Origin of the sequence: Dolichospermum circinale AWQC310F, from assembly GCF_000426925.1 — a bacterium.
Classification (GTDB): domain Bacteria; phylum Cyanobacteriota; class Cyanobacteriia; order Cyanobacteriales; family Nostocaceae; genus Dolichospermum; species Dolichospermum circinale.
Genome location: NZ_KE384705.1, coordinates 64023 through 84854, shown reverse-complemented (window position 1 = coordinate 84854; position 20832 = coordinate 64023). Strand labels below are relative to the sequence as shown.

General features: G+C 36.7%; 21 protein-coding genes. 5 read left to right on the top strand and 16 right to left on the bottom strand.

Annotation, left to right across the window (positions count from 1 at the left end; all coding sequences use genetic code 11):
* Positions 1–14: 14 nt before the first annotated feature.
* Entirely contained in the window at positions 15–1592 is a 1578-nt protein-coding gene (lysS, locus tag ACIR310F_RS0117535) for a lysine--tRNA ligase (RefSeq protein WP_028084948.1), read from the bottom strand.
* Between the two features lie 164 nt (positions 1593–1756).
* Between lysS and folB the strand changes: the two genes are divergently transcribed.
* Positions 1757–2125: a dihydroneopterin aldolase gene (folB, locus tag ACIR310F_RS0117530; protein ID WP_028084947.1), complete on the top strand. Its 369-nt coding sequence runs from the start codon at positions 1757–1759 to the stop codon at positions 2123–2125.
* Positions 2126–2274: 149 nt separating this feature from the next.
* Here the strand turns inward: folB and ACIR310F_RS0117525 are convergent, their stop codons facing one another.
* Positions 2275–3267, bottom strand: a complete 993-nt coding sequence (locus tag ACIR310F_RS0117525) for an L-histidine N(alpha)-methyltransferase (RefSeq protein WP_028084946.1) — start codon at positions 3265–3267, stop codon at positions 2275–2277.
* 147 nt (positions 3268–3414) lie between these two features.
* Between ACIR310F_RS0117525 and folK the strand changes: the two genes are divergently transcribed.
* On the top strand, positions 3415–3939 hold the full coding sequence (gene folK, locus ACIR310F_RS0117520) for a 2-amino-4-hydroxy-6-hydroxymethyldihydropteridine diphosphokinase (protein ID WP_051289726.1): 525 nt from the start codon (positions 3415–3417) through the stop codon (positions 3937–3939).
* 171 nt (positions 3940–4110) lie between these two features.
* Here the strand turns inward: folK and queD are convergent, their stop codons facing one another.
* The 8 genes from queD to serA form a co-directional block, all read right to left on the bottom strand.
* A complete protein-coding gene (gene queD, locus ACIR310F_RS0117515; RefSeq protein ID WP_028084944.1) occupies positions 4111–4536 on the bottom strand; it encodes a 6-carboxytetrahydropterin synthase QueD in 426 nt (141 codons plus the stop codon).
* A gap of 44 nt (positions 4537–4580) precedes the next feature.
* The gene (locus ACIR310F_RS0117510; protein WP_028084943.1) at positions 4581–5468 is read right to left on the bottom strand and encodes a dihydropteroate synthase; all 888 of its coding nucleotides are present in this window, start codon (positions 5466–5468) and stop codon (positions 4581–4583) included.
* A gap of 89 nt (positions 5469–5557) precedes the next feature.
* A complete protein-coding gene (gene tmpR / locus ACIR310F_RS0117505) occupies positions 5558–6277 on the bottom strand; it encodes a bifunctional dihydropteridine reductase/dihydrofolate reductase TmpR (RefSeq protein ID WP_028084942.1) in 720 nt (239 codons plus the stop codon).
* 11 nt (positions 6278–6288) lie between these two features.
* Positions 6289–6753, bottom strand: a complete 465-nt coding sequence (locus ACIR310F_RS0117500; RefSeq protein ID WP_051289724.1) for an NUDIX domain-containing protein — start codon at positions 6751–6753, stop codon at positions 6289–6291.
* Between the two features lie 57 nt (positions 6754–6810).
* Positions 6811–7185, bottom strand: a complete 375-nt coding sequence (locus ACIR310F_RS0117495; RefSeq protein WP_028084940.1) for a VOC family protein — start codon at positions 7183–7185, stop codon at positions 6811–6813.
* Positions 7186–7768: 583 nt separating this feature from the next.
* The gene (locus ACIR310F_RS0117490; protein WP_028084939.1) at positions 7769–8818 is read right to left on the bottom strand and encodes an agmatinase family protein; all 1050 of its coding nucleotides are present in this window, start codon (positions 8816–8818) and stop codon (positions 7769–7771) included.
* A gap of 19 nt (positions 8819–8837) precedes the next feature.
* Complete coding sequence (gene prmA / locus ACIR310F_RS0117485) at positions 8838–9737, bottom strand: 50S ribosomal protein L11 methyltransferase (RefSeq protein ID WP_028084938.1); 900 nt, start codon at positions 9735–9737, stop codon at positions 8838–8840.
* A gap of 392 nt (positions 9738–10129) precedes the next feature.
* Positions 10130–11710: a phosphoglycerate dehydrogenase gene (gene serA, locus ACIR310F_RS0117480; RefSeq protein WP_028084937.1), complete on the bottom strand. Its 1581-nt coding sequence runs from the start codon at positions 11708–11710 to the stop codon at positions 10130–10132.
* A gap of 118 nt (positions 11711–11828) precedes the next feature.
* On the opposite strand from serA, the gene ACIR310F_RS25805 reads away from it, so the two are divergent.
* Entirely contained in the window at positions 11829–12029 is a 201-nt protein-coding gene (locus ACIR310F_RS25805; protein WP_155963890.1) for a hypothetical protein, read from the top strand.
* Positions 12030–12197: 168 nt separating this feature from the next.
* On the opposite strand, the gene menD is transcribed toward ACIR310F_RS25805, so the two are convergent.
* The 3 genes from menD to ACIR310F_RS0117465 form a co-directional block, all read right to left on the bottom strand.
* Positions 12198–13913: a 2-succinyl-5-enolpyruvyl-6-hydroxy-3-cyclohexene-1-carboxylic-acid synthase gene (menD, locus tag ACIR310F_RS0117475; RefSeq protein WP_028084936.1), complete on the bottom strand. Its 1716-nt coding sequence runs from the start codon at positions 13911–13913 to the stop codon at positions 12198–12200.
* Positions 13914–13986: 73 nt separating this feature from the next.
* Positions 13987–14502, bottom strand: a complete 516-nt coding sequence (locus ACIR310F_RS0117470; protein WP_028084935.1) for a DUF2085 domain-containing protein — start codon at positions 14500–14502, stop codon at positions 13987–13989.
* A gap of 81 nt (positions 14503–14583) precedes the next feature.
* On the bottom strand, positions 14584–15402 hold the full coding sequence (locus ACIR310F_RS0117465; RefSeq protein WP_028084934.1) for a Uma2 family endonuclease: 819 nt from the start codon (positions 15400–15402) through the stop codon (positions 14584–14586).
* Between the two features lie 379 nt (positions 15403–15781).
* Between ACIR310F_RS0117465 and ACIR310F_RS0117460 the strand changes: the two genes are divergently transcribed.
* Positions 15782–16294 carry a hypothetical protein gene (locus ACIR310F_RS0117460; RefSeq protein WP_028084933.1) on the top strand — a complete coding sequence of 171 codons (513 nt, stop codon included), beginning with the start codon at positions 15782–15784 and terminating at the stop codon, positions 16292–16294.
* A gap of 182 nt (positions 16295–16476) precedes the next feature.
* Here the strand turns inward: ACIR310F_RS0117460 and ACIR310F_RS0117455 are convergent, their stop codons facing one another.
* The 3 genes from ACIR310F_RS0117455 to argZ form a co-directional block, all read right to left on the bottom strand.
* Complete coding sequence (locus ACIR310F_RS0117455) at positions 16477–16869, bottom strand: type II toxin-antitoxin system VapC family toxin (RefSeq protein WP_028084932.1); 393 nt, start codon at positions 16867–16869, stop codon at positions 16477–16479.
* A complete protein-coding gene (locus ACIR310F_RS24515; protein ID WP_028084931.1) occupies positions 16866–17093 on the bottom strand; it encodes a hypothetical protein in 228 nt (75 codons plus the stop codon). Before ACIR310F_RS24515 ends, ACIR310F_RS0117455 begins: the two co-directional genes overlap by 4 nt.
* Positions 17094–17231: 138 nt before the next feature.
* A complete protein-coding gene (gene argZ / locus ACIR310F_RS0117445) occupies positions 17232–19343 on the bottom strand; it encodes a bifunctional arginine dihydrolase/ornithine cyclodeaminase (RefSeq protein ID WP_028084930.1) in 2112 nt (703 codons plus the stop codon).
* Positions 19344–19724: 381 nt separating this feature from the next.
* Here argZ and ACIR310F_RS22980 point away from each other — a divergent pair.
* Positions 19725–20832 (top strand): AAA family ATPase (locus ACIR310F_RS22980; RefSeq protein ID WP_231387594.1); only part of this gene is annotated, 1108 nt, incomplete at its 3' end.

Sequence of the window (20832 nt, the reverse complement as noted above, 5' to 3'; positions counted from 1 at the left end):
ACCGCTGTAAGTAATTAAACTTCGGCTTTTGACTGATTCAAATTAACCACATCCTGCAACCGAGAAATCACAAAAGACTTCTCCAAATAAGACAACAAACCACCAGCCTTTGGACCTTTTTCTTTATTCAAGAAAGATAGATACAAAGCCTTAAAAGCCATTGGTTGTTGAACCCCTAACTCCTTAGTAGTCGAGAAAATTATAGTTTGTAATTCCTCAGCTTCCCAGTTACCAATATCCTGCAAATTCTCCATCAATTTTTGCAAATAAGCAACTTGTTCCGAATTTAAATCATGAGCTTTTTCGGGAACTTGTTCCAAATAGAGAACTAACTTGTCTTCCTCGTCAGCATAATCTTGTAACCACTTTTTAGCCGCAGCAATTCTTTGATCAATAATTTGTTGATCATACTCATTTAAAGGCTGTAAACTGCGTTGTACAACTTCTTCCTGAATATTTAAACGGGGAACTTGCAACAGAGAAATTAATGTACTAAAATCAAAGGGTTGGAAAGTTTTAATTTCATCCCCTAATTGGGCGTAAAATAAAGACATTAATTCCTCTGTTAATTCAGGAGCATGAGAATACTTATTAATTAAAGTATCGTAATCTCTAAATAACCGAGTAGTAGTTTCATAATTTGGTGCAAAATTAATTACTGTTTTCGGTTGAGTTCTTAACATCAAAAATCGCAATAATTCAGCAGGTAATAAATCAGCAATTTCCCTAGCACTAGAACCCACACCCTTAGAAGAACTCATTTTTGTCCCATTCACAAGAATAAATTCATAGGGAGAATGGAAAGGAGGTTGTTTTTGTAAAACCTTGCGACTAATAGCATTAGCAACATCACGAGAACCACCTTTTTGAGAATGATCCTTCCCGGCCATTTCAATAGTTACACCCAATATATCCCATTTAGCTACCCATTCAACTTTCCAAGGTAATTTACCATGACCATTAAAAGGAGAAACCCACCCGGAATGTCCACAACCTTTTACATAATCAACACCATCGGGTTGACAAGTGTAAAATACTTCTGAACCGTTATAATCTGTAGTGACAGTAGTAGCAATTTTGCCACAATTTTCACAAATAACTTGAAAAGGATACCAATTATTTGCACGTTCAGCTTTACTTACTTCCTTATAAGCTTCCCGCACCAAATGAGCATTTTTGAGGAAAATATCAATATGGGAATTAAGTTTTCCCAAACGATATAAATCACGTAAAAAATACGTTTCTGGTTTAATTCCTAGATACTCAAAAATTTCAAAAAATTCACCAATAAAATACTTAGCATAATCTTCCGCACCGTCACCAGGAGAAGGAACATTACACAAAGGAAAACCCAAATAAGGTTGGAATTTTTCCTTGTCTAAATATTTGGGAACGGTATCTAATGCGTCGTAGTCATCCACACCATATAAGAATTTTACAGGCTTTCCTGCGTGTTTCAAAGCACGGTAAATAACGTCATGGATAACCACACCGCGCAAAGATCCGACATGAACTCGTCCAGAAGGAGTCTTGGAATCATTAACTACTTGTTCACCTACTGCGTCAGCAGCAATTTTATCAGCCCAAAACATTTATCTTTTATAATTTCACAATTGCTCTATTTTAACTGCTGTTATGGCGAATAAAATCATTGTTCAATAAATTAAGAATTTATGTGAATTTAATTTTAAATTTTGTCTGAGTTATTCAATTTAAAATCTAAAATGGTCAGGTAATGATTTATAATCAGGGTTTTATGGACTGTATTCATTTGACGGGGATTCGTGGTTATGGCTATGTTGGGTATTTACCGGAAGAAAAGGTATTAGGACAATGGTTTGAGGTGGATTTGAAGTTATGGGTAGATCTGGCTCAAGCTGCAAAAACTGATGCTATTAAAGATACAGTAGATTATCGTAGTGTTATTAGTTTAGTCCAAAACTTGCTGAAAACATCTAAATTTGATTTATTGGAAAGGTTGGCAGGTGCGATCGCTGATGCTATTCTTGAAGAAAGTAGTCTGACTACCCAAGTACAAGTTACCCTCATTAAACCTGCTGCACCAATTCCTGATTTTGATGGTAATATTCGCATTGAATTGACTAGAAGCAAATCAAATTTGTGAAGTAATATTTTTTGGAGTTGCTGAATGAAGGTATGATTTTTTCTCACGCAGAGGCGCAAAGGACGCAGAGAGTAAGAGTTTAAGAACTAGAATATTTGATTTTCATACCTCAATTCAGCAATGTCCAATTTCTCACGGATGTTTTTGTTTTATATCTTTTGACAAAAATAAACTCCCTCTTCTTGATTTGCACCTTCCCAATAATTTAGGATGATAATATCATATTGTTTGAGAATTTTTTGCAGTTTAGCAGTTGTATAACGATAGGAGAAAAATAATTGAATTTGATCACCATTTTTCCAGTGAATGATTTGATCATCTAATTTCAAATCTATATTAGTTTCTACTTCAAACTGAGCATTAATTCTTGTTAATTCTTGATGGTTTGGATCATCTTTTAGGGAGAATTTAATAGTCCCGTGATCTGGATTTATCCCGGCGTCAACTAACACCGTCATTAACCAATCTTTGGTTAATTCATTATCATATTGTGGCAAAATCTTGTTAATTCCTGTTAGATAATCGTCTCCCGGTGCTAAGTTTGCACTCATGAGTAAAATATCTCCTGGTTGCAGAAAATTACTTAAAATAGGCAAAATTTCATCAGGATAAAAATTAGGAATCATACCAAAAAATGTGATAATTTTTCTTTGTCTTTGATCATGAATATGAAGTATTAAATCATCAGCACAAGGTAAATCGCAAACAATTGGCTGTATAGAGATTTGAGGATAAGATTCCCTAATTTTTTGTCCAGAAATTAAAGCAAGAGATAAACTGACATCAATAGGATAATAAATGATTTCTCTTTCTGTATTCAAGAGATAAGATACTAAAAGATGATCTTTTGCACCACCGCCACAACCTAATCCAATTACTTGGATATTGGTATTAATGTCCAGAAATTCCGCAGTTTTTTGAAAACATACTGCATACGCATTAACACAATCATCATTGGTTCTAGCTGGAGAATAATATTCATGAATTTTTAACCATTTCTGACTTTGTTTAACAGTGTCATAATGAAATTTATGATTGATTTTACCTACAGAAAAGCAATCTAAATAATCTTGATAAATTTTGTTGGGAAATTGACTAGGATGGACATATACTTTTTCAAAGCCGTTGGAGATTGTAGACATAATAGTAAATTCCTTGGTGCTGATGAACCTGGTTAGTTAAATTAGTAGTTATCAGTTATATGATACTCTAAATTCAGCTTTTTAGATCAAGCAATTTTGTGAAAATATCTGATATTATATTAATAATTTCCTGACATCTACAAATTTATGATTGATAAATCTGACCTGAAAACAACGATAAAACCTTCATTAAGTGCGATCGCTCTTGGTAGTAATATAGGAGAATCTTTAGCTATTTTAGAAGGTGCAATTAACAGCCTGGAAAAAACTCCGGGTATTACCATCAAAGCCAAATCTAGTTGGTACAGAACCGCTCCCGTAGGCGGACCATCACAACCAGATTATTTAAACGGTGCAGCTATTTTAGAAGTGCAACTCGGTCCCTATAAATTGCTAGAAACTCTGCTGAATATTGAGCAAGAATTTGGTCGAGTTCGTCAAGAACATTGGGGTCCTAGAACCCTAGATTTAGATGTATTACTATTTGATAACTTGATTTTAGAAGCACCAGATTTACAAATTCCCCATCCTCGCATGACCCAAAGAGCCTTTGTTTTAGTTCCATTAGCGGAAATTGCACCAGATTGGATAGAACCAGTTTCTAGAGAACCTATTTCACAACTTCTGCAAAAATTAGACTGTTCTGATGTGAGTTTATCTATCAAGTTATAAGCTGTTTAAGTAAGTGAACAGAAAAAACCCGACATAAGTAACGAAAAGTAAAGTTGCCTAAAACCTCTTTCCTGTTCCCTGTTCCCTCTTTCCTGTTCCCTGTTCCCTGTTCCCTGTTCCCTGTTCCCTTGTCATAACGACAATTTTTAATGACAACCTACTTATGTTAATTTAAAAGCCCAAAAAATTAACTTTTCCCTGGGAGTAAATACATTGACTGGTACAAGTTTCATCAATTCTCACTGCGACAAGTCCGGGAATTTGGGGTTCAAGCTGTTCATAAATCCATTTAGCGATCGCTTCACTGGTAGGATTAGTTAAACCCGTAGATTCATTTAAATGATAATGATCCAGATAATTTTCCAAGAGGGGTTTTATGTATTTTGATATATCACCATAATCCATAATCATCCCCTGTTTAACACCTGAATTTATCAGTTTATCCCCTGTAACATAGACCACACCGCGCCAAGAATGACCATGTAATCTAGCACATTTACCATCATGATTCGGTAATTGGTGAGCAGCTTCAAACCTGAATTCCTTACCAATTATCCAAGTTTCTAAAAAAGATTCAGATTCCGGTTTTGAAGTCATTATTATATCCCAATAATATCCCAAATTCCCCAATACTTAGATACTTAAAACGAATGCATTGTATCTAACACTGCTTTAACTTTAGGAACTTCATGAGTTCTGAATAAATCTGTTTTTCCTAATGCTGCTAAAACCGCAAAAAATGATTCTGCACTTCTTACTTCTTCCCCAAAATATTCAAAAGCGTGAGGGAGAGCATGACAGACAGGAAAACCTAATTTTCTCAGTCTAAAAGTAGTCAAAAAAGTTTTCATTTGATAACGAATTCGCAAAGAACTATCCTGGAGATTTTTATAATAAAACCCCAAACCAGCATCAACAAAGATTTTTCTCACCCCATATTTAGCTGCTATTTCTATTTCATTAGCAAAATATTCATACATTAATTTTGTTGGATCATCACCAAAATCAAAATCACCAACTTCTCTGACATTTTTACCTTGAACATAACAGATAATCACCCCAGCGTCAAATTCAGATACAGCTTGATAAATTTTCTCACTATCAAAAGCACCCGTTAGATTAATCACATTAGCGCCAGCTTGTAAACATTCTCTAGCAACTTGAGGATAATAAGTTTCAATGGAAGTTAAAACCCCCTGTTGACTCAGAGATTTTAGCACTGGTAAAATTTGGGAATTTTGTCGAATATCCTCAACTCTTTCTGCTTTTGCTAAAGTAGATTCAGCGCCAATATCTATAATATCAGCACCTTGAGCCTTTAATACTAATCCCTTGCGAATAGCTTGTTCTGAACTTAAACATACGCTTTCTCTGTACCAAGAATCATTAGAAAGATTAATCACTCCTAAAATTGCTGATTCGGAATTAAAATTAAATTTTTTCTCACCAATTGTAAATTCTTCTACTTTTACTTGCAGAGCATCATGATATTTTTCATATATTTCATAAATGTCTTCAATCTTCAACATATTTCCAATCCTTTTTTTGATAGACAATAGTTTTTTATTAGCTGTTCACAAGCATTGAGCAAAAATAACCAAATCATCACCACACCTGATTACAACCTCCATCCACCGGAAACTTCTAATACCTGCCCTGTGATATAATCAGATTCTGGGCTAATAAAAAACCAGGCTGCATGAGCCAGTTCTTGTAAAGTTGCAGGTCGCTTAGTAGGTAGTTCAGGTAGAGATTCCTGCAAATCAAAGGAATTTTCTGCTATTCCTGGGGAGACAACATTAACAGTAATTTTATCTGTAATTAGTTCCTTTGCTAAAGATTTTGAGTAGATGATAATGCCAGTTTTAGCAATTAAGTAAGGTGTGTTAGTACAACGCGCGAGGAGATTTTGCGCACTAGCACAACCAAAATTGACGATACGTCCCCCGTTAGCAGCTTTCAGGTAAGGTAGTGCAGCTTTAGTGACATAAAATGTAGCATGGAGATTAGAGTTAATAATTTCATGCCATTCTTCTACTGATAATTGGCTCGTTGGTCTGTCTAAGTAGTTACCCACATTATTGACAACAACAGATAGACCTCCCAATTCCTCAGCAGCACTTTTGACTAAAAACTCCGCTTGTTCAGGATTTCTTAGATCCGCTTGTAAAGTAACAGTTTTAACGCCGTACTTAGCAGCCTCCTGACGGGCTTGATTACAGGCTTCCACACTCTTATGATAATGAAATGCTACATCAAATCCTTTAGCAGCTAAATCGAGAGCGATAGCCTTACCAATTCCCGATGATGATCCAGTCACCAGCGCTTTTTTCAGCATTATTGTTAGACCTAATTCCTATATAAATTACCAATGTTATTTTCTACAAAATCCTCAATTAACACTTGAGTATAACTATTGAGAGGATATTCCTTTGCTTGTGCGGGAGTCACCCAAGCCCATTCCTCAATTTCTTGATTAGGTGTAATCGTATCTCCCAGTGAAAATGCGTAATAGTTGATCATAATAAAATGGGCAGGTCGCACAAATTCTGAGTCCAGCACTGCTTCTTGTAGCAACGCAAAACGCACATTAGTTAAGTCTAACCCGACTTCTTCCTGAAACTCCCTCAGAAGTGCAGATTCTAGAGTTTCACCCCAATCTACTTTTCCCCCTGGTACACCCCAAGCACCTCGCCACTTCGTAGATTTAACAATTAACACCTGTCCGAGAGAATTGACAACCAGCGCTCCTACAGTAGTCAGAGGGAACTGCTTTTGTACAGATGTTGGTTCAATAGTGGTCTGATACTGCATATTTACCTCCGCACCCCACGACGACTGACTTTTGGCGATACTTAATATTAGTACCGTTCAGATTTTATCAGCAAATGCCTGACTAAGTTCAATTATATTTTGATCTGGATCTTGAATAAAAATCGCTGGTCGGCCAGAAGCACTAGCTTGAAACGGATAATTTTTAGCTGTTAATTCGCTTTTAATTATTTCTAAATCCATGACAGCAAAAGCGATATGAGGATTTTGTCCCCATTTTTCTTGTTGCTTATCGGTGGGTACAGTAGGCGTAACAATCAGATGCAGTTGATAGTTACCAATTTGATACCAGATACCCGGATATTTTAAAGGACGTTCTACTTTTTTAAGTCCTAATATATGAGTATAAAAATACTCAGAACGGTCTAAATCAGTTATGAGAATAGCAGTATGAAGACTCTGGATAATTTTCATAATTGTAGATTCAAGTGAGATAAAAGAAGTCAGAATTAAATGCAGATAACCGCACATACAGCGAATTTCATCCGGGTGGGGTACACTTTTGGCGGGCAAGATGCCCGCACCACAAGATTTTTACAAGATTTTTATTATTAATAAAGCAAGTTCGGCTTGAGTGAGTACACCTTGTGCGGGCAAGATGCCCCCACCACAAGATTTTTATTATTAATATCTGTACCGGACTTGGATTAGGAAACGCTATAATCAATAGACATCTCCGAAAAAAAACTAGACATAATCAGGATTGCCGGGAATCAGTAATACATAAATTACCACAAATTGTCAAATAGTTTTCTCTGAAATCACCAACCCAAGAAAAAATGAGCAATAAAAAAGGTCTGGTTGAGAACCAAACCTTGACTTAAATCCAGTGCATAACAACATCCCGAATTAATTTAACCCGTTTAATCCATTTCTAGCATCTTCCTATGGTATGTGTACAAATATCCTAAAATCTGATAATAAACCATTTCCATAGCCAAAAATAAAGGACGGAATTAGTCCCGTCCGCAAATGCCAAAATGCCAAATGATGACTATTAATTTTTAACTTTCATCTGTGACAAATCTAAAAAATTCGCTAATTTATAGACTATTCGCGCACCAATATTACCATCCCATTCGGCATTACCAACTTCGCAAACATCAAAACCAATAATTTCCCTACCAGTATTGACTACTTCTCGGAATAAACAATAAACTTGTTCTAATTCCAGTCCTCCGGGAACGGGAGTACCAGTATGGGGGCAAAGTTTGGGATCTAAACCATCAACATCAAAACTAATATAAACTTTTTCTGGTAAATGACTGATAATTTCTCGACATAAATCTAGCCAATTTTTACCAGAGTATAATTGTTGTTTAATTACTGGATCATAGTAAGCAATAATGCGCTGATTTGATTGATTAATCATCTCTACTTCATCATCACAAATATCCCGTAAACCCACTTGGACTAACTTGGAAATTTGCGGTATTTTCATGGCATTAAACATAATGGAAGCATGGGAAAATTCAAAACCTTCATAGGCATTTCTTAAATCCGCATGAGCATCAATATGTAAAATTCCCCAGTCATCATATTGAGTAGCTAAGGCTTGAAAATACCCCAAAGGAACGCTATGATCACCACCAATAACAGCGATTTTTTTACCTAAATTTAAAGCTTTTTGACATTCTTTAAATAACCATTCATTAATTTGTTGACAACCATGATTAACAGTAACAAGAGTATCTTTTAAATTTTGAGAATGGGATATTTTTAGACCTTGTGCTAGGCTTTTGATAATTGTTGCTGCTTGGCCACGATAGTATTCATTTCTTTCTAACATTTCTGCGGTATGTCTTTCCAGAAAGATGCCTTGTTGCCAACCTTGAGGATGATCAAAATCAAATAAGTCTATTTGTAAAGAAGCGTCGGCAATTCTTTGTGGTCCTTGTGCTGTACCTTGATGATAGGAAACAGTGACTTCCCAGGGAACAGAAAAAATAATTAATTTAGCTGATTCATAGTTAAATGGTAAACCGAGAAAGTTACCATTTTCTTGAGCAATATCATTAGGATTATATGTTTGTAGTGGGTTATTCATTGCTTGTACCTGCAAAAAATTAAGAACGACGGGCATTTAAACAACACCATTCTTTTTTCTCGTGAATATTAGTCACAATCCAACCATTTTGTTCTAAAGCATTAGCAACAGCTTTTGATTGTCCTATTAAAATACCACTAAATATACCCCAAGTGCTAGATTTAGTAATTGCGGTCATTTCTGGGAGTAATTGAATAATGACATCGGCTAAAATGTTGCAAACAATACCATCTACTGGTTGATCAATTGTTTTCCTGACCGTGTTTACACTACCTTCTAGGGGAATTAAACAATCTGGAGGGATATGATTCAGAGTGCAATTACTAAAAGTAGATTTTACTGCTAAGGGATCATTATCAACGGCATAGACCTTAGTAGCACCTAATAATATTGCCCCAACACCTAGAATACCTGAACCACAACCAATATCGGCAATAGTTGAAGGTTTTTGGTTCTCTGTTATGTTAGAAAAGTGCATTTCTAGGGATTCTAAACATAATTGAGTAGTAGCGTGATTACCCGTACCAAATGCTACACCTGGATCAAGGAGTATGATTAAGCGGTTTGTAGTAGTGGGTAAAGGTAGCCAAGCGGGATTAATCAAGAAGCGATCGCCTATTTCCTCGGGTTGCCAATGTTGTTTCCAACTACTGGACCAGTCTTCTTCATCAATTAAGTGCCAATTTAGCACAGGAGGGGGGAATCCTACGGATATAGCATCTTCACCCAAGGATGATGATAATTCTTGCAAATCTGGTAATTCTGCTTGAAAACTGGGCAAATAAGCCTTAACCAATAAGTTATGGTCTTTAATTTCCACTGCTGTACCACGAGTGCCAAAGTTTTCTAATCGCCAATATATAGTATCTTCTAAATCTGGGTTAGATATGATATTGATTTCCCACCAAGTATTTGCCATAGAATTTGAGATTAAGTAGGTTGGCGTTAAAAATTGTCGTTATGATAAGGGAACAGGGAACAGGGAACAGGGAACAGAGAAGGGGTTTTGGGCCACTTTACTTTTCGTTACTTATGTCGGTTTTTTTCCGTTCACTTACTTAGTAATAGGTAATGGTGCAAAAACAAACCAAACCATCAGAATATAGCATTTTCTAGTCCACTGAAGTAGATTCATAGCTGGGTTTATCTGCGGTTAAATTGCTCATTTTATTTTTGAACATGGAAAGTTTTAAATTCCCGACCTCTGAAAAGAAGTCGGGATCTTATTGTTAGATAATTAAAATGATATTCTAATTATCAAATTACTTAATCATCCTCATCTCATAAATCAAAAAAAATCACAGTCTAGGATTAAAGTGTCACTGTATAAGCGTCCCTAATGCCCGATACTTTCTTAATTTCCTCTAAAATGCCTTCAGGTAGAGGATCATCAATGCTCAAAGCCATCACAGCATCACCACGAACGATTTTTCTACCGACCTGCATACTAGCAATATTGACATTAAAACTGCCCAGGAGAGAACCGAGTTTACCAATGATACCTGGTACATCACGGTGGAGAGTAAACAACATATATTTACTGGGGGGGACATTAATAGGAAATCCGTCAATGTCAGTTAAGTGAATTTCCTTATCACCCAATAAAGCACCAGTTACAGAATGTGTACCTAAAGTACCTGTAGCTTGTAAGTGCAATGAACCTGCATAGTCACGTGCTGAAGCATCCCTAGTTTCAATTACGCGAATACCTCTTTCTTTTGCTTCTATGTTAGCGTTAACATAATTTACCCGTTCGCGGAGGGCTTGGTAAAGTAGTCCTTTGAGAGCGGCTATAATGAGAGGCTGACTTTTATTAGTTGCCAAGTCCCCTTGTAGGGTAACATTAAGTGTCTCTACTCTGCCACCTGTGAGTTGACCAACTAAATTTCCCAAAGTTTCCGCTAATTCCATATAGGGTTTAAACTCTTCGAGGACATCAGGACCGAGTCCGGGAATATTCACAGCGGAACGGGCTGGTAGTCCTAATAACACATCCCTAATTTGTTCAGCCACGTCTATAGCCACGTTTACCTGGGCTTCAGCCGTAGAAGCACCGAGGTGAGGAGTAAGAATGATATTTTTACCCAAACCTAGCAAATCAGATTCACCCAAGGGTTCAGAATCAAACACATCTAAAGCAGCGCCAGCAATTGTACCCTCTTTAATAGCCACAGCCAAAGCCGCTTCGTCTATAATACCACCACGGGCGCAATTAATAATTCTGGTGGTGGGTTTCATTAAAGCCAAAGTTTTGGCGTTGATTAAATTAGCGGTTTCTGAGGTTTTAGGAATGTGCAAGGTGATATAATCAGCTTGCTGGAAGAGCAAATTTAACTCCACTAGTTGACAACCAAGTTGTTCGGCTCTTTCTGTAGAGATAAATGGATCATAGGCTAAAAGTTTCATTCCCATGGCTTTAGCTACGGAAGCAACATGAGAACCTATTTTACCTAAGCCGACAACACCGAGAGTTTTTTTGTATACTTCTGAACCAACATAACTTTTGCGGTCCCATTCACCACGTTTGACTGAGGCATTAGCATCAGGAATATGACGAGATAGGGATAACATCATAGCTAGAGCGTGTTCTGCGGCCGCAATAGTATTACCCTCTGGAGAATTGACAACGACAATACCTTTGCGAGTAGCTGCGGGGACATCAACATTATCCACTCCCACCCCAGCGCGGCCAATAATTTTTAATTTGACTCCAGCCTCTATAATATCTTGAGTGACGCGAGTTCCAGAACGAATCATCAGCGCATCATACTCACCAATGATAGCTTTAAGTTCATCGGGTTTCAACGTAGTTTTGATATCAACTGTAGCCACTTGAGAAAGAATATCAATCCCAACTTGATCAATTGGATCAGAGACAAGAACCTTAGACATAATAACTCGATTTTAGTTAACAGATTGTGCTGTACAAGATTTTTTAGTTTATACCAATTTCATGTAAAGCTGCACAGAATCATGAAATCTAAGTAGGTTGGGGTGAAAAATTGTCGTTATGACAAGGGAACAGGGAATAGGGAATAGGGAACAGGGAACAGGGAACAGTTTTAACTGTCTGGATATCCTCAATTTTCCAAATCCGACAAAGAAAAATGCAATTCATTTTGAGACACCATTAGCCAAAACCTGGCACTTTTTTGTGGTAAAAATCCGCGAAACCCTTTGTTACAGCACTTCCCGGTGTTATGAGGTATAAGAACCCCACCCCCAACCCCCTCCCCGCTTGCGGGGAGGGGGCTTAAGATGTACCTCATAAGAGCGGAAACCGCTGTAATAAATGGTTTTAGGTTTATATGGCTAACGCCACGCTACGCTATCAGCAAGCCCTATGTAGCTTGGATACTTGGATTTTTTAAGAAGTCGGTTATCTGATTTTAGCAAACATTTGTAAATTTTCTTTTCTCCAGATCACATCTCTTTTCCTATTTGTTTTGACTTCTAAAACCCTAATTCCTGTTTTTGGTAATTGCTTTAAATGATCTTGCAATTCTTCCCAAGCAGTAATTAAATGATATTGCACATTATAAGTAGCGCATAATTGGGAAAAATCAATATTTTGGGGAGTAGCAAAAAACTCTTCAAATGGTGGATTAAATTTGGCAATGGGTAGCATTTCAAAAATTCCCCCACCATTATTATTAATTAAGATAATCGTCAAATGTCCGATAAATTTATCGCTAATTAAAAACCCATTTGTATCATGTAATAAAGATAAATCTCCTGTTAGTAAAATACTACTTTGTTGTTGATGTGCGATTCCTAAAGCCGTGGAAAGTGTACCATCAATACCATTTGCACCGCGATTAAAATAAGGTTTAATTCTTAGATTATTCGGTTTCCAGAAAAATTCTACATCTCGCACCGGCATACTATTAGCAATAAATAAAGGTGTTTCTGGTGGCAGAATTTGGGAAATTAACCACGCTACTTTACTTTCGATTAATTCGTCTAGATTTTGCAAATAATCATCAATATTTTTTCGGACTTGTTTCTCTATCTTACACCATTTTTGTAAATATTCATTTTCTGCTAATTTCTCAATTTCTAATTCGCTGCTAATTTCTGTGACTGATATTCTTAAATGTCTGGTTTTTCCATGTAAAGAATCTAGATTTTGATCACAATTATCAATGATCAAACGTTCAGATTTAGTATTAATTAACCAATTTCTTAATTCTTTACTTGTAGGCATTTCTCCAATTTGAATTACCATTTCTGGTGTTAATTCTTTGGCAAGTTTTTCATTTCTGAGGATGATATCATAGGTAGAAATTAAATAGGGATTTAAGTCTGCATAATTTCTCACAGGAGAAAGTCCTTCAGCTAAAACAGGCCATTGGAGAGATTGACTTAATCGTGCGATCGCTCTACAATATTCTTCAGATAGCTGTGTTTGAGCTACACCAGCGATAATAATTCCTTTTTGACACTTGATTACTGGTAACTGATAATTAGTAATTGCTACTGGGCTATAAGCCACTGCTGAAAAAAAATCTGACACATCTAAAGTAAAGTTAGTACCATCGGAAATGGGAGCAAGCGGGTCACGAAAAGGTATATTTAAATGTACTGGACCAAAATTAGGAAATTGACAACGTTCCCAAGCGTAAATAACCGTTTGTCTGAGATAAGCTAACATTTCTAAATTTGCGGAGGGTGTAGCTAATTCCCCTTGCCAATTGGGATAATTACCGTATAATTTTACTTGGTCAATAGTTTGTCCAGAATGACAATTTCTTAATTCTGCGGGTCTATCAGTGGTTAATATCAATAAAGGAACACGACTTTCCTTCGCTTCAATTACCGCTGGATAAAAATTTGCGCCCGCAGTTCCCGAAGTACAAACTAATACTACAGGTTTCCCTATCGCTTTTGCTCGTCCCAATGCAAAAAAAGCCGCCGAACGTTCATCTAAAATCGGCACAGCTTGAATATGCGGTATTTGTTGAGCAAAAGCCACTGTTAAAGGTGTAGAACGAGAGCCAGGACAGATTATAGCGCATTCTAAACCCAAGCGTTTAAGTGTTTCCGTTAATACATAAGACCAAATTTGATTAAGATTGTTAAAATTAAGCTGCATTTTATTGGTGTCCAGACTATCCGGGTCTGTAATTAAACGGAGATTAATATAGATGATTTTGTAGCTTATTAAACTAGGAAACCCTAGATAATAGCTGACGGAAATGCAGTATTGGCATAGTAAATAAACCCCAAGCCAAACCCGTAATCAAACCGAAAGGAGTAACAATATAATTATTAAAATCCCATAAACCGAAAATCTGAGCTGCTAATTCCAAAGGATAGGCCATCATAAACACCGTAGCACAAGCAGCGCCATTTCTACCATATTGACTTAACCAAAAAACACCTTTGCCATCAGTTAAACTATACAAAATCCGAGTTATTAATAAACCTGTCACTGTGCCATAACAGCGCATACAAACCGCCATAATAAAAGGTGGCGCTAACTCCAAACCCATAGTAGGCTGGGGACAGACATGATTACCCATAAAGTAAATAATATCCGCAATACCCGGAAGCAAAAACACACCAGACCCAGCGAGAAAAGGAGCAAGAGGGGGACCAAAAACCATACCAGCTAACAGGAAATCAGCAAAAAAACTCACCCAATTAACTTGTAACCCTCTTAACAAAACTACCCTTTCCATATTCTCTCTGTGTCCTGTGCGCCTCTGCGGTTCGTTTTCTGCAATTAGTTAGTATTATAGGGTAGAAAATACCCAAAATGATTATAAATCATCATTTGGATCTATCCCAATTGCCCGTAAACGTGCTGCTAATTGTGCAGCTTTGAGTTCTGCTTGTTCAGCCCTTTGTTGTTGCTGTTCAGCCCTTTGTTGTTGCTGTTCAGCCCTTAATTTTTGTAATTGGGCTTCTTCTTGACCTACCAATAACAAATTACCATGTAAATCCCACCAGCGCAGCCAAAGTTGTTCAGGATTATTTAAGTAACTTCCTTGCCATAGTCCCAATTCTACACCTAATGGCGCAATAGGATAATGTCCACGTTCGTTAGGCTGGATTTTTTGGTAAGCAAAATCCACCAAATGATAAACCTCTAATTTGCCATGATTAACTTCATAAATGGCATAATAGGGAACACGGATAATACGTTCATATACCCATAATTTACCAGGTTTTTCACCTTCCTGTAACCCCGATAGAGGAGTTGTATCTCGTTCTTCGTCACCATTACCACTAGCTAATTCTATAGCAATTAATGGAGGAATATATTCCCGCCATAATACATAAGAACGACGAATTTTACCATCTAATCTTGGTGCTACATCAGGGACATAAAACCAATCTGGTGCTATGCTACCTTTTTCTGGTGGTTCAGTTTCGCGCCAGTAAATACCACAATCTTGACCTATACAAAATTGTCCGTCGGGATGTAATTTTTGTAAAGTTTGAATTATGGAATCTGTGATGATAATACTTTGGGGATGTTCTTGAAAATTCTTCACGAATGTACCATCAGACTCTGGGAGTTGAGTATGATCAGGAAACTGCGGTGGTATAGCAATATCAGCCAGGGTTTCACTCATACTATTTAAAAGATTGCAGTTGTTAATTTAGTATTATATCAGAGAATAGGGAGCGCGGAATTACTTGTGTTTTATTATAAGAGGGAGTTTGAAAGGTCATGCTGAACCTAGCATAGTGGAGTAAAGCATCTCTGAGTAATAACTCAAACCGTTAATTTTTAGTTCAGATTTACTCCAGTCAGCGTAATAAATTATGACATTTATAGACTTTTCAAATATCCTTTAATCCAATGGATGTAGAAACAGACTCTTGACTTTTCTTTGAGACGAGTGATATGATCATCTAACTCGTTCAGTATCTTACTGAAAAGTGGAGATTCAGGTATTATTTAACAATACTGAATTTTGAATTCAACCCTCATGACATGGGAGAATAACTATGCCAGGTCCAAGTTGGATATTCCGTCAATTTGTTAAAGGTATTGCACAAAGTGCAGGTGCAGATCCTATTACATCTGTTATTATCAGCCGTACTGCCGGGGGACTAAGTTCCCTGATTTTTCACGATCATCACACCCATTTTTTTCCCGATTCAGATGAAATTACTGACAACATAGATATAGATACTGATTACGACCACGACCATTTTGATAATAGTGCTTATCATGATGGCGATGACGATTACTATTCTAATCATCATGTTCAGCCCAGAAGTGGAAGTGATCCTAGTATTATTAGTAATTTAGATCATGTTGACCAGCCTAATTACCATGATTATCCAAGTGGCTATTATATCCACGATAAGGTTATCGTTTCACAATATGGTCATGAGTATACTGTAGAAATCACAGATCATAAATGGGATGGAAATGGATGGATTTATCACGTAAGGTCTGATAATGGTGGCTACGATAACTGGATTCCTCAGTCAGAAATTAAAAGCAGATTGTAGAAATTGTCGTTATAATCAGGCAATCAGCATTTATGACTATTGTAATAATAACAAATTTCCATATTGTATTGCGGGCAAAAGTCCGCAATTTTGCCTAAAAAACTATGCGGTTGACTTTAAGCTACATTAGCAACGTAACCACTAGTCAACTTATCCCACTGCTAAGTTAAAAATATTAAAATTTACCAAATAACTGAATCATAAAATCCCATAATTATTTTATCTGCTGTAATTAAATCAGCCTGATATTTTTTAGCTAAAGCAACAATAACCCTGTCTGCTGGGTCTTTATGACTCCATTCTAAAGCAACACTTTCTAACCATAAATTTTCATCAATGGGAATTATTGTAATCACATCAGATTTTTGTAAAGTTTCCAGATAAGTTGTTAAAGAAACCCCTAAATCTAACTTTTGATTTTTAATTTTAATAGCGATTTCCCAAAGCGAAATAGCAGCAACCAAACCATTTTTTCCTACTTCCATCTTTTCACAAGCTGATTTTGCTTTAAGAGAAAGTTTATCTGGATCAAGACTCCACCAAATTAAGGCACAAGTATCTAAAACAAAAGTCATATTTCGCCCCATTCTTCAGTTGTGGGGGTAGTTATATCTTCAAAATATTTAACCTTACCACGCAGGGTACTAAATAATTCTGTTGTTGAACTTTTGACAGCAATATTTTCTGGTTTTATAGTTTCTATAAAAGTAATTAAAACCTCACTTTCCAATATATTTTTTGGAATCTCAGCTAACTCAATTTTTCCATTTTTATAGATTCCTTTCACAGTTTGTAACATCACTAATCATCTCCTTTTTTTCATGTTTTTTATATTATAATTCTCTGCGACTCTGCGCCTCTGCGTGAGAAAAAACAAAGACACAAAAACGCCCAGAAAAAACCTTTGCGTCTTTGCGCCTTTACGTGAACTATTCCTTTAACCTACATTAGCAACATAAGGACTTGTTAATTTATCCAATTGCTGAAGTAACAGACTGAGGAATAAACCCACATCTGTTACCACCCCTACAGATTCTATTGAACCACGATCGCTCAATTTCGTCACTACAGCCGGGTTAATATCCACACAAACCATCTTCACACCTGCGGGGGTCATATTTCCTACCCCGATGGAATGTAACATGGAAGATAGCATCAAAATCATATCTGCACCTTGGATAATTTGCGAATATTCCTGTTGTGCTAATATCAAGTTCATTTGGGTATCTGGTAAAGGTCCATCATCACGAATTGAACCAGCGAGGGAGAAAGGAATATTATTTTTCACACATTCATACATCACCCCACCTCTAACTGCTCCTGCTTCTACAGCTTTAGAAATACTACCAAACCTGCGGACAGTGTTAATTACCTTGAGATGATGTCTATGTCCACCGCGTACCGCTACACCGCGCTTCATATCTACACCTAGGGAAGTACCCAAGATATTTTGTTCCATATCATGAACAGCGATCGCATTTCCGCCCAAAAGACCTTGAACGTAACCTTCTCTAATCAGTCGTGACAGATGTTCACCACCACCAGTGTGAATGACAACCGGACCAGCAGTGACAACTACTTTGCCACCACTATCCTTAATTTTACGTAATTCCCAAGCCACTTGTTCCACAACTAATTCTACTCGTCTTTCGCTGGAAACACCGGAGGACATGAAGCTAAATTCTTGGGCGTTGCGTTGTTCTCGTGATTCGGCTTTACGGATAGTGCGGATACCCAAGACATCAACTACTACCTGTTCACCAATTTCTAAATCCCGCAATAGTTTACATTTTGCTACTATACCATTACTAGTTTGAGAAATAGCGATCGCTCCATCCATGCGTTGATTTTCCACTTTCAGCCATTGTCCATTTACCCGAACTTCAGTAGGATAAATCGTGCTGACATAGAAATCATCAGGGGCTACACCAGCCTGTAAAACTGGTTCTAATTTAGAATCTCGTTCATCTTGGGGTAAATCAACCGCACCCAAATCAATCAATTGAGATATAATCTCTTCCATGACATCATGGGATGGTGCAGATACCCTGACCTCAGCAGCGGAAGTGCTTTGACGTTGTTCTCCCAAGTTGAATTTCAGAACTTGGAAACTTCCCCCCATTTCCACGATTAAATCTAAAGCGCGGTTAATTAACCCTGCATCTAGTAAATGCCCTTCCATGCGAACCACACGACTTTCTACAGATACATTAGCGTGTAATTCTTCTCTCACAGGTTCAGTTACTCGCAAAGTCAAGCATTTAGCCGCACCACCAGCTTTGAGAAATTCTGTTAAAGGCGTTTCAATGACTTGAAAACCTACTTCAGCTAATCGTGATTTTAAACTATCACTTGCTTTATTCATAATCACGATACTATCAACATTCACCGCATTACAAGCAAAGTTAACAGCATCAGCTTCCATAATAGCGATGCGCTTTTCTGGTGCGACGCGCATTTCAATAACGCGGTTAGAATAGGAATCAAAAGCACCGGGATAATACAGCAAATAACCATTTGCTAAAGGACAAAAACAGGTATCAAGGTGGTAAAAACGCTCATCCATTAAGCGCAGAGAAATCACCTCAATATCCAACCATTTAGCCAGGAATGGGTGAGAATCCAATTCTGACCGAAAACCATATCCAGCCCATAACCAACGCCCTTCCCGGTCTAAAAGCGCGTCTCCAGCGCCTTCAAAGGGGAGGTCTTTGGGTAGAGTGTAAACATTAAAACCATTTTCTGCAAACCACTGTTGAAAATACGGTTCTTCCCCTTGACGTTCTTTATGTAAAAAGCGGCTGAGAACGACATTTTCACCCAAGACCAAACCCGCATTGGCACTGAATACCATGTCAGGCCAGCCTTTTTCGGGAGCGACTAAATCAACAATGGCATGATCTTTAATGACATTGTATAATTTATTCCATTGTTCTACAGCGCGATCGCGTGAAGACTTATGAATATTACCTTCCATCCAAGGATTAATCACGTAGTCTACATCATAATGGTCAGGAGCGCACATCAAAAAACGAATTTGGGAAACCATAAAAATTTTACGAACTTCTAAAATGCTACTAATGTCTTCTGGATACAGAGTTTTGGTGTTACAATTCTGTCAAATCTGCTACTTAATCGCTACCTTGTCTTCTTGGTAGGCTTTACAAGGATATCGTTATTATTCTATAACTGCCAGAGACAATGTGAGAGGTAACGTCACAAAGGTTGTGTTGTAATGTAATATTAACTTGTTAATTGATGGGTGACTCTGATTGTTGGCTGAACTTGCTCTACAATAATTAAATTATAATTAAATTCACGAATGCAGCAAAATCCGATTCCATTAAATGCACCTCATTTTACACGGGAGATGCTGCATGAACGCCGTTGATACTAAAATGGTATTTTCTATTTGGAATATAGGCAAAAAATGAAAATCAAATTCTCTAACTTAGGTAGTATTCAAGAAACAGAGTTAGATTTGCGTCATTTAACAGTAATTATTGGACTGAATAATTCAAATAAAACCTATATTGCCTATTCTACCTACGGTTTGTGGCAGCGTGCTAGAAGCAGTCTAAGCTTACGACGTGATAATAAATCAGAACTAGAACTTAAGCCCGAAGAACACGATAGGTGGTCGCTTAAAATAGATCATAACTTGCTTGATTTTTTTATCATAGATATTGAAAAAACAGCAAAACGTTTTGGAGAAGACAAATATTTTGGTGTACAACAATTTTTTCAGGATTCAAGTCGTAAACTTTTCTCGACAACATCATTTGAAATGATAATTTCTCAACAAGAAGTAGAAGATGCTATCAATCAATTAATTCATAAAGATGCTATTCCTCTGACAGATGAAATTTCTCTTAAACTTACTCGTAAAGAGGATGTTTTATTCTTTGAAATTCAACCTAAAAATGAAGAACTAAGTAAAAATAAAACATTACATTTTACCAATAGATTTATCACCAATAGATTTATCTCTAGTGTTGCAGAAGTGCTTTTTTCTAATATTTTTCCATTTCCTGCTGAACGAAATGCGTTTATAAATATATATAAAATATTGGAAACTAAAAGATATAGAATTCTTAAACAAAAACAAAGAGAGTCATTTATCAACAGTACCTCTGAAGAGAAATTTGGCTTACCTCAACCGCTAATAGCAATAGATATCCGTTATCCACAACCAGTAGAAGATTTTTTAGATTTTCTATCTGAAATAGAACTTCAAGAAACAACCAAGATTAATTCAAGCAATAAAAACGAATTTCAGAAATTAGCAGATGAGATTGAAAAACAGCTACAAAACAAAAATAAAACTAATCTAAAATCTACTAAACTAGGTGGAAAAGAAATTAAGGTATCAGTTAAAAGAGGGTTAGAAATTGACCTATATAACGCTTCCTCTTCTATAAAACAACTTGCACCGTTATTGTTATATTTAAGATATCGTGCAAGTAAAGGTGATTTTCTGGTAATAGATGAACCAGAGATGAACTTACACCCAGAATCACAAGCAAAGTTACTTGAAG

What these genes read in the sequence shown, in the direction of transcription:
- lysS (WP_028084948.1), bottom strand. Translation starts at nt 1,592, where the DNA reads ATGTTTTGGGCTGATAAAATTGCTGCTGACGCAGTAGGTGAACAAGTA.
- folB (WP_028084947.1), top strand. Translation starts at nt 1,757, where the DNA reads ATGGACTGTATTCATTTGACGGGGATTCGTGGTTATGGCTATGTTGGG.
- ACIR310F_RS0117525 (WP_028084946.1), bottom strand. Translation starts at nt 3,267, where the DNA reads ATGTCTACAATCTCCAACGGCTTTGAAAAAGTATATGTCCATCCTAGT.
- folK (WP_051289726.1), top strand. Translation starts at nt 3,415, where the DNA reads ATGATTGATAAATCTGACCTGAAAACAACGATAAAACCTTCATTAAGT.
- queD (WP_028084944.1), bottom strand. Translation starts at nt 4,536, where the DNA reads ATGACTTCAAAACCGGAATCTGAATCTTTTTTAGAAACTTGGATAATT.
- ACIR310F_RS0117510 (WP_028084943.1), bottom strand. Translation starts at nt 5,468, where the DNA reads ATGTTGAAGATTGAAGACATTTATGAAATATATGAAAAATATCATGAT.
- tmpR (WP_028084942.1), bottom strand. Translation starts at nt 6,277, where the DNA reads ATGCTGAAAAAAGCGCTGGTGACTGGATCATCATCGGGAATTGGTAAG.
- ACIR310F_RS0117500 (WP_051289724.1), bottom strand. Translation starts at nt 6,753, where the DNA reads ATGCAGTATCAGACCACTATTGAACCAACATCTGTACAAAAGCAGTTC.
- ACIR310F_RS0117495 (WP_028084940.1), bottom strand. Translation starts at nt 7,185, where the DNA reads ATGAAAATTATCCAGAGTCTTCATACTGCTATTCTCATAACTGATTTA.
- ACIR310F_RS0117490 (WP_028084939.1), bottom strand. Translation starts at nt 8,818, where the DNA reads ATGAATAACCCACTACAAACATATAATCCTAATGATATTGCTCAAGAA.
- prmA (WP_028084938.1), bottom strand. Translation starts at nt 9,737, where the DNA reads ATGGCAAATACTTGGTGGGAAATCAATATCATATCTAACCCAGATTTA.
- serA (WP_028084937.1), bottom strand. Translation starts at nt 11,710, where the DNA reads ATGTCTAAGGTTCTTGTCTCTGATCCAATTGATCAAGTTGGGATTGAT.
- ACIR310F_RS25805 (WP_155963890.1), top strand. Translation starts at nt 11,829, where the DNA reads ATGACAAGGGAACAGGGAATAGGGAATAGGGAACAGGGAACAGGGAAC.
- menD (WP_028084936.1), bottom strand. Translation starts at nt 13,913, where the DNA reads ATGCAGCTTAATTTTAACAATCTTAATCAAATTTGGTCTTATGTATTA.
- ACIR310F_RS0117470 (WP_028084935.1), bottom strand. Translation starts at nt 14,502, where the DNA reads ATGGAAAGGGTAGTTTTGTTAAGAGGGTTACAAGTTAATTGGGTGAGT.
- ACIR310F_RS0117465 (WP_028084934.1), bottom strand. Translation starts at nt 15,402, where the DNA reads ATGAGTGAAACCCTGGCTGATATTGCTATACCACCGCAGTTTCCTGAT.
- ACIR310F_RS0117460 (WP_028084933.1), top strand. Translation starts at nt 15,782, where the DNA reads ATGCCAGGTCCAAGTTGGATATTCCGTCAATTTGTTAAAGGTATTGCA.
- ACIR310F_RS0117455 (WP_028084932.1), bottom strand. Translation starts at nt 16,869, where the DNA reads ATGACTTTTGTTTTAGATACTTGTGCCTTAATTTGGTGGAGTCTTGAT.
- ACIR310F_RS24515 (WP_028084931.1), bottom strand. Translation starts at nt 17,093, where the DNA reads ATGTTACAAACTGTGAAAGGAATCTATAAAAATGGAAAAATTGAGTTA.
- argZ (WP_028084930.1), bottom strand. Translation starts at nt 19,343, where the DNA reads ATGGTTTCCCAAATTCGTTTTTTGATGTGCGCTCCTGACCATTATGAT.